Below are 5,528 nucleotides of genomic sequence, written 5' to 3'. Positions count from 1 at the left end.
GGTCGCGGCGGACATCGACCCGGCGGTCGAGGCGGGCGGCCGCCTGGCACCGGCGGTCGAGTCGATCGTCTACTTCTCGATCGCCGAGCTGGTCACCAACGCGGCCAAGCATGCGCGCGCGTCGCGGGTCCACGTGCGGGTCGAGGTCGCCGCCGACGGTGGGAGCGGCATCCTGCACATCCAGGTGCGCGACGACGGCGTCGGGGGCGCGACCGTCGTCGCCCCCGACGGGTCCGGGCTGCGGTCGGGCCTCGCGGGGCTCGCCGAGCGGGTCGGTTCGGTCGACGGCACGTTCGACCTGTCCAGCCCCGTCGGGGGGCCGACCGTCGTGACCATGACGCTCCCCGCGGTGCGCGCCGGTGCCACAGGCGCGCGCCGCACGGACTCCGGACACCGCGCATGACCGGGTCGGACACAGCGCCGTCTGGTGGCCTGCGGGTGGTGCTCGCCGAGGACTCCGGGATCCTGCGCGACGGGCTCGTCGCGCTGCTGACGCGGAGGGGGCACGAGGTGACGGCCGTGCCGGACGGCGAGAGCCTGGAGCGCGAGGTCCTGCTCCTCGCGCACGACTCGACGCTGCCTGACGTCGTGGTCGCGGACATCCGTATGCCGCCCACGTTCACCGACGAGGGCCTGCGCACCGTCCTCGCGTTGCGGGAGCAGTTTCCCGGGCTGCCCGTGCTGCTCTTCTCGCAGTACGTGGAGACGCGGTACGCCGGCACCCTGCTCCAGGGCGACGCGCGCGCCGTGGGGTACCTCCTGAAGGACCGCGTGGTCGACGTGGGGGAGTTCGTCCAGGCCCTCGCGCGGGTCGCCCGGGGCGAGACGGTGCTCGACCCGGAGGTGGTCTCCCAGCTCATGGGGGCGTCCGAGCGGGATGCCGGGCGGGCGCGACTGTCCGGCAGGGAGCGCGAGGTGCTCGAGCTCATCGCGCAGGGCCGGTCGAACGGCGGCATCGCGGAGCGGCTGTTCCTCTCCCAGGGTGCCGTGGAGAAGAACGTCGCGGCGATCTTCCAGAAGCTCGACCTGCCCTACGACGCGGCGGACAACCGCCGGGTGCTCGCCGTGCTGCGTTACCTGGGGACCTGAGGGCACGTCGGCGGGCGGACGACGAACCCGGTCGACCCGAGGCGGCGTCGACCTCAGACCGCCAGCCGCGCCAGGGCACCCGACTCGAGTGCCGCCCAGACGGCGCCGTCCGGGCCCGTGGTGACGCCGTGCGGCTCGGAGTCCGGGGTGGGCAGGTCGTAGCCGGTGACGACGCCGTCGGTCGTGACCGAGCACAGGCGGTTCCCGGCCCACTCGGTGAACCAGAGGGCGCCCCCGGGCCCGGCGGTGATGGCGTGGGGCCTGGCGGCGCGGTCGGGGAGGTCGAACTCGGTGACGGCGCCGTCGGTGCCGACCCGGCCGATCTGGCCCGACGCGATCGCCGTGTACCAGAGCGCGCCGTCGGGGCCGAGCGTCAGGCCGACAGGCGCCGCGCCCGCGGTGGGCAGCGGGAACATCGTGACGCCGCCGTCGGTGCCGACGCGGCCGACGGCGTTGCCCTGGTTGAGCGTGAACCACATGCCTCCGTCCGCTCCCGCGGTGATGGCGGAGGGGAACCCGTCGGTCGTGCCCAGCGAGTACTCGGTGACGTCCCCGTCCGTCGTGATCCGGCCGATCCGGCCCGCGGCGGTCTCCGTGAACCACAGGGCACCGTCGGGTCCGGCCGCGATGCCGTACGGACCGCACGACGGCGTCGGCAGGTCGAACTCCGTGAGGGAGCCGTCGACGGTGAGCCGGCCGATGCGGTGCGCTCGGTACTGCGTGAACCACAGGGCCCCGTCGGGACCCGGCGTGATGATCGTGGGGCCGGAGTCCGGTCCGACGTCGACGTAGCTGGGCTCACCACCAGGGACCAGCCGGCCGATCTGGCCGCTCTCGACGACCGTGAACCACAGCGCGCCGTCGGGTCCGGTCGTGACCCCGTACGCCCCGGGTGCCACGGCGTGCTCCTGGACGTGCGCCGGGTCCACTGCGCTTGCTCCAGGGGTTGTCGGGTCGTGCGTCATGGGAGCAGTCCTTCGCAGGTCGGGAGCGTGGGGAGGAGCAGTGGTGCGGGCCGTGCCGCAACGCATCATGACGGACCGCGACGAGTCCTGCCGCCTATTTCGCCCTGCCGCTAGGATCTGGCGCGGTCAGGGTGACGACGAACGAGAGAGAGCTCCCGTGGGTACCTGGGGTCCGGGCAACTTCGACGACGACGCCGCGGCGGACCACCTGTCGCGCCTCACCGACCAGCTGGTGACGGAGGTCGCCGAGGCGATGTCCGGTGACCCGGTCGGGATCGAGCCCGACGAGTACTGGGGTGTTGCCGTCCCCGCGAACCTGGAGCTGCTGGCGGTGCTCGCCCGGACCGACCACGTCGGCGTCCTGCTCCCGGAGGTCGCGACCATCGAGGCGTGGAAGAGCGACTACCTGGCGGTCTGGGACAGCACGGTCGACGGGCTCGGCCCCTCGCCGGAGTTCCGGGCGGCCCGGCGCGCCGTGCTGGTCCGCACGTTCGACGACCTCGCCGAGCTCCGGCGGCTGGCCGACGCGGGCTGAGCGCCGATGCCGGCTGAGCGCCGGCGTCCCGCGCAGTAGCCTCGGGCCCCATGACCCTGGGTGTGCTCTACGTCGTGGTGACCGGTGCGGGCGCGACCCGGCAGGTGCCGACCCTGTTCCTGCCGCCCGCCGCCGAGCGGGGCTGGGACGTGCGCGTCCTGGCCACCGGGCAGGCGGCGAGCGCCTTCCCCGAGTCGATGGCGCAGATCGAGGAGGTCACGGGGCATCCGGTGCGGACGGGCTTCCACACCACGGTCGGGTACTCGCTGCCCGACCCGGACGCCCTGGTCGTGGCCCCGGCGACGTACAACACGCTCACGAAGTGGGCGCTGGGCATCGCCGACACCTACGTGCTGACCCGCCTGGCCGAGCAGGTCGGACGCCGCGTCCCGATCGTGGCCGCGCCCTACGTCCACACCAGGTTCGCCGCGCACCCGACCTACGAGGGCAGCCTGGCGACGCTGAAGCAGTGGGGCGTGCGCCTCGTGATCGGCCCGGGCGAGCCGCACGAACCGGGTGCCGCCGAGCCGGACGACTTCCCGTGGGCGGAGATCCTGGAGACGGTGACCTCGGCCCGTGAAGGAGCGGTCACGCCTCGACCGTGACCTCCACGGCGACGTCGTCGGCGTCGAACCGCACGGTCGGCCAGTAGCCGTCCAGGAAGTGCTGCCCGCACGAGTCGTCGAGGTGCAGCACGACGTCGCCGTCGGCGAGCACCTCCACGGTCTGCAGGACGAGGTCGCGCGCCGCCTCGGCGAGCTCGTCCGCCGTCGGCTCCTCGGTGCTGAACTCGTTGACGACGGCGTCGGTCGCGCGCCGGTGCCAGCCTGCCCGGTCCGCGTGGACCGCCGCGACGCGTGGCAGCAGGGCGGACGCCGCGGCGGCGTCGGTCGCGTTCAGCATGAGCTCGGGCTCGCCGTCGGCGGTGTCCCCGTCTGCCGAGTACCAGTCGTGGACCAGGGTCTCGCCGCTGGTCAGCGTGGTTGTGGCACGGGCGAGTACGCCCCAGGGGGACGGGACGGTCGCGGCGTCGTCGGGCATGCGCCGATGCTAGCGAGCGGACGCGTGCCGACCACGCCCGGCCCTGCTGTTACGGTGAGCGCAGTGCACGGGAGTCCGGTATGCCGGGCTGAGAGGGAGTACTCGAACTCCGACCGTTGAACCTGATCCGGATCATGCCGGCGCAGGAAGCGACTCAGGACGTGGGGCCGTCAGGTGCCCGTCCTCCTGTGCCGACGGACATCCGACGGACAGGGAGCACCCCGATGGCAGACCTTGCCACCAGTACCCATGCCACCAGCACCGACGAGACGGCCGGGCTGCGCGGCGACCCGATGCGCTTCGGCGTCGGCGCCCGCATCACCGCGGCGGTCATGTCGGACGACTACGTCGACGTGATCCTGGGCGCGCTGCGCGAGACCGACAGCACGGGGCTGGTCGTCGAGACCGGCGACGTGAGCACCTACGTGGGCGGCTCCGAGGCCGACCTGCTGCGGTACGTCACCGACCTGACGGCCGGGATCGCGGCGTCGGGCAAGCACGCCGCCATCACCGTGCACCTCTCCCGGGGCTGCCCGGGAGAGGTGGTCTGCGAGCTGCCCGGCGGCGCGGGGCCGCGCGTCACCGAGGTGCCGGAGGGCCGCGACACGGGCCGGTTCGTCACGGCCGAGTGGGCCCTGTACCCCCTCGCCGACGACGTCCGCGCCGACGTGACGCCCGACCACATGCGCGACATCTACGCCGCGATCGAGCTGGCCAAGGAGAACGGGACGTTCCACGGCTCGCAGCACTTCGTCACGCGGCTGGAGGGCGACGCCGGCCGCGTGCTCGCCAGCGCGTTCGCCGGGTGGGTCCTCGCGGGCCGCACGGTCCAGCACGTGACCAGCCACCTCACCCTCTCGGTGAACAGCCCGAGCCACGCGGGCGGCACCCATGAGTGAGACGACGGAACGCCGTCGCGCGCGGCTGCCCCTGCGCGACATCGTGCTCATGGTGATGCTCGGCGTCGTCTTCGGGTTCCTGTACTGGGCGCTCGTGCAGGCCTGGAACGGGCTCGCCGTGGCCATGGGGCCGGCCGGCGACCTGGCCCAGCACGTGCTGCTCGGCGGCTGGCTGCTGGTGGCGCCGATCGCCGTCGCGATCATCCGCAAGCCCTTCGTCGGCATCATCGCCGAGGTGATCGCGTCGGTGGTCGAGGTGGTCTTCCTCGGCTCGCCGGTCGGGCCGCTCCTGCTGGTGGCCGCCGCGATCCAGGGCGCGGGCAGCGAGCTGCCGTTCGCGCTCACGCGCTACCGGAAGTTCGGGTGGGGCGTCTACGCGCTCTCGGGCCTGCTCGGTGCGGGCCTCGTCTTCGTGTGGTCCGCGTTCCGGTTCGACTGGTACGGGCAGGACATCCTGGCGCTGCGCCTCGGCCTCCAGCTCGTCTCCGGCCTGGTGCTGGGCGGGCTGCTCGCCAAGGTGATCGTCGACCGCCTGCATGGCACGGGCGTGCTCGACGAGTTCGCGATCGGCCGCGCTGCGGCCGCCCGGCGCGGGCCCGTGGTGCGGCGTGAGCGCTGAGGTCGTCGTCGAGACCAGCGGCCTGGAGGCCGTGTACGGCACCGGCGACGGCGTGGGACCCGTCGACCTGCGGATCGCCGCCGGGCAGAGCGTGCTCGTGCTCGGCCCGTCGGGGTCAGGCAAGTCCACGCTGCTGCGCCTGCTGCACGGCGCGGTCCCGCACGCCGTGCACGCGCAGGTGGACGGCGTCGTGAACGTCGCGGGCCGGCCGGTCGCCGACACCGGCATCGCCGGGCTCGCCGACGTCGTCGGCGTCGTCGCCCAGGACCCCGAGTCCGGGGTCTGCCTGCCCGACGTGCTCGACGAGGTCGCGTTCCCGCTGGAGAACCTCGCCGTCGAACCCGCCGCGATCGGCCCGCTCGTGCGCACCGCGCTCGAGC

General features: G+C 73.6%; 9 protein-coding genes and 1 riboswitch. Of the genes, 7 read left to right on the top strand and 2 right to left on the bottom strand.

What is annotated here, in order from left to right:
* Both PROKR_RS33170 and PROKR_RS27645 read left to right on the top strand, forming a co-directional pair.
* Positions 1–403: sensor histidine kinase (locus PROKR_RS33170; protein WP_245605993.1), on the top strand; the 403-nt coding region annotated here is incomplete at its 5' end.
* Positions 400–1,089 carry a response regulator gene (locus PROKR_RS27645; protein ID WP_157602792.1) on the top strand — a complete coding sequence of 230 codons (690 nt, stop codon included), beginning with the start codon at positions 400–402 and terminating at the stop codon, positions 1,087–1,089. The genes PROKR_RS33170 and PROKR_RS27645, both read left to right, overlap by 4 nt.
* A gap of 53 nt (positions 1,090–1,142) precedes the next feature.
* On the opposite strand, the gene PROKR_RS27640 is transcribed toward PROKR_RS27645, so the two are convergent.
* Positions 1,143–2,054: a Vgb family protein gene (locus PROKR_RS27640; RefSeq protein ID WP_084800719.1), complete on the bottom strand. Its 912-nt coding sequence runs from the start codon at positions 2,052–2,054 to the stop codon at positions 1,143–1,145.
* A 157-nt stretch (positions 2,055–2,211) separates the two neighbouring features.
* On the opposite strand from PROKR_RS27640, the gene PROKR_RS27635 reads away from it, so the two are divergent.
* Positions 2,212–2,589 carry a DUF4259 domain-containing protein gene (locus tag PROKR_RS27635; protein WP_036970299.1) on the top strand — a complete coding sequence of 126 codons (378 nt, stop codon included), beginning with the start codon at positions 2,212–2,214 and terminating at the stop codon, positions 2,587–2,589.
* Between the two features lie 50 nt (positions 2,590–2,639).
* Positions 2,640–3,194, top strand: a complete 555-nt coding sequence (locus tag PROKR_RS27630; protein ID WP_036970297.1) for a flavoprotein — start codon at positions 2,640–2,642, stop codon at positions 3,192–3,194.
* Here PROKR_RS27630 and PROKR_RS27625 read toward each other — a convergent pair.
* Entirely contained in the window at positions 3,178–3,630 is a 453-nt protein-coding gene (locus tag PROKR_RS27625) for a hypothetical protein (protein ID WP_036970295.1), read from the bottom strand. The two genes, PROKR_RS27630 and PROKR_RS27625, sit on opposite strands and share 17 nt — an antisense overlap.
* 57 nt (positions 3,631–3,687) lie before the next feature.
* A riboswitch (TPP riboswitch) is annotated at positions 3,688–3,796 on the top strand.
* Positions 3,797–3,854: 58 nt separating this feature from the next.
* Here PROKR_RS27625 and PROKR_RS27620 point away from each other — a divergent pair.
* The 3 genes from PROKR_RS27620 to PROKR_RS27610 all read left to right on the top strand — a co-directional run.
* Complete coding sequence (locus tag PROKR_RS27620) at positions 3,855–4,529, top strand: YkoF family thiamine/hydroxymethylpyrimidine-binding protein (protein ID WP_036970293.1); 675 nt, start codon at positions 3,855–3,857, stop codon at positions 4,527–4,529.
* Entirely contained in the window at positions 4,522–5,148 is a 627-nt protein-coding gene (locus PROKR_RS27615) for an ECF transporter S component (RefSeq protein ID WP_036970292.1), read from the top strand. Before PROKR_RS27620 ends, PROKR_RS27615 begins: the two co-directional genes overlap by 8 nt.
* Positions 5,138–5,528, top strand: a 391-nt coding sequence (locus PROKR_RS27610) for an ATP-binding cassette domain-containing protein (RefSeq protein WP_169736620.1), incomplete at its 3' end; no start/stop codon positions are given. The genes PROKR_RS27615 and PROKR_RS27610, both read left to right, overlap by 11 nt.

Origin of the sequence: Promicromonospora kroppenstedtii DSM 19349 (assembly GCF_000515355.1) — a bacterium.
GTDB lineage: Bacteria > Actinomycetota > Actinomycetes > Actinomycetales > Cellulomonadaceae > Promicromonospora > Promicromonospora kroppenstedtii.
This window is presented reverse-complemented; position numbering and strand designations above follow the sequence as displayed.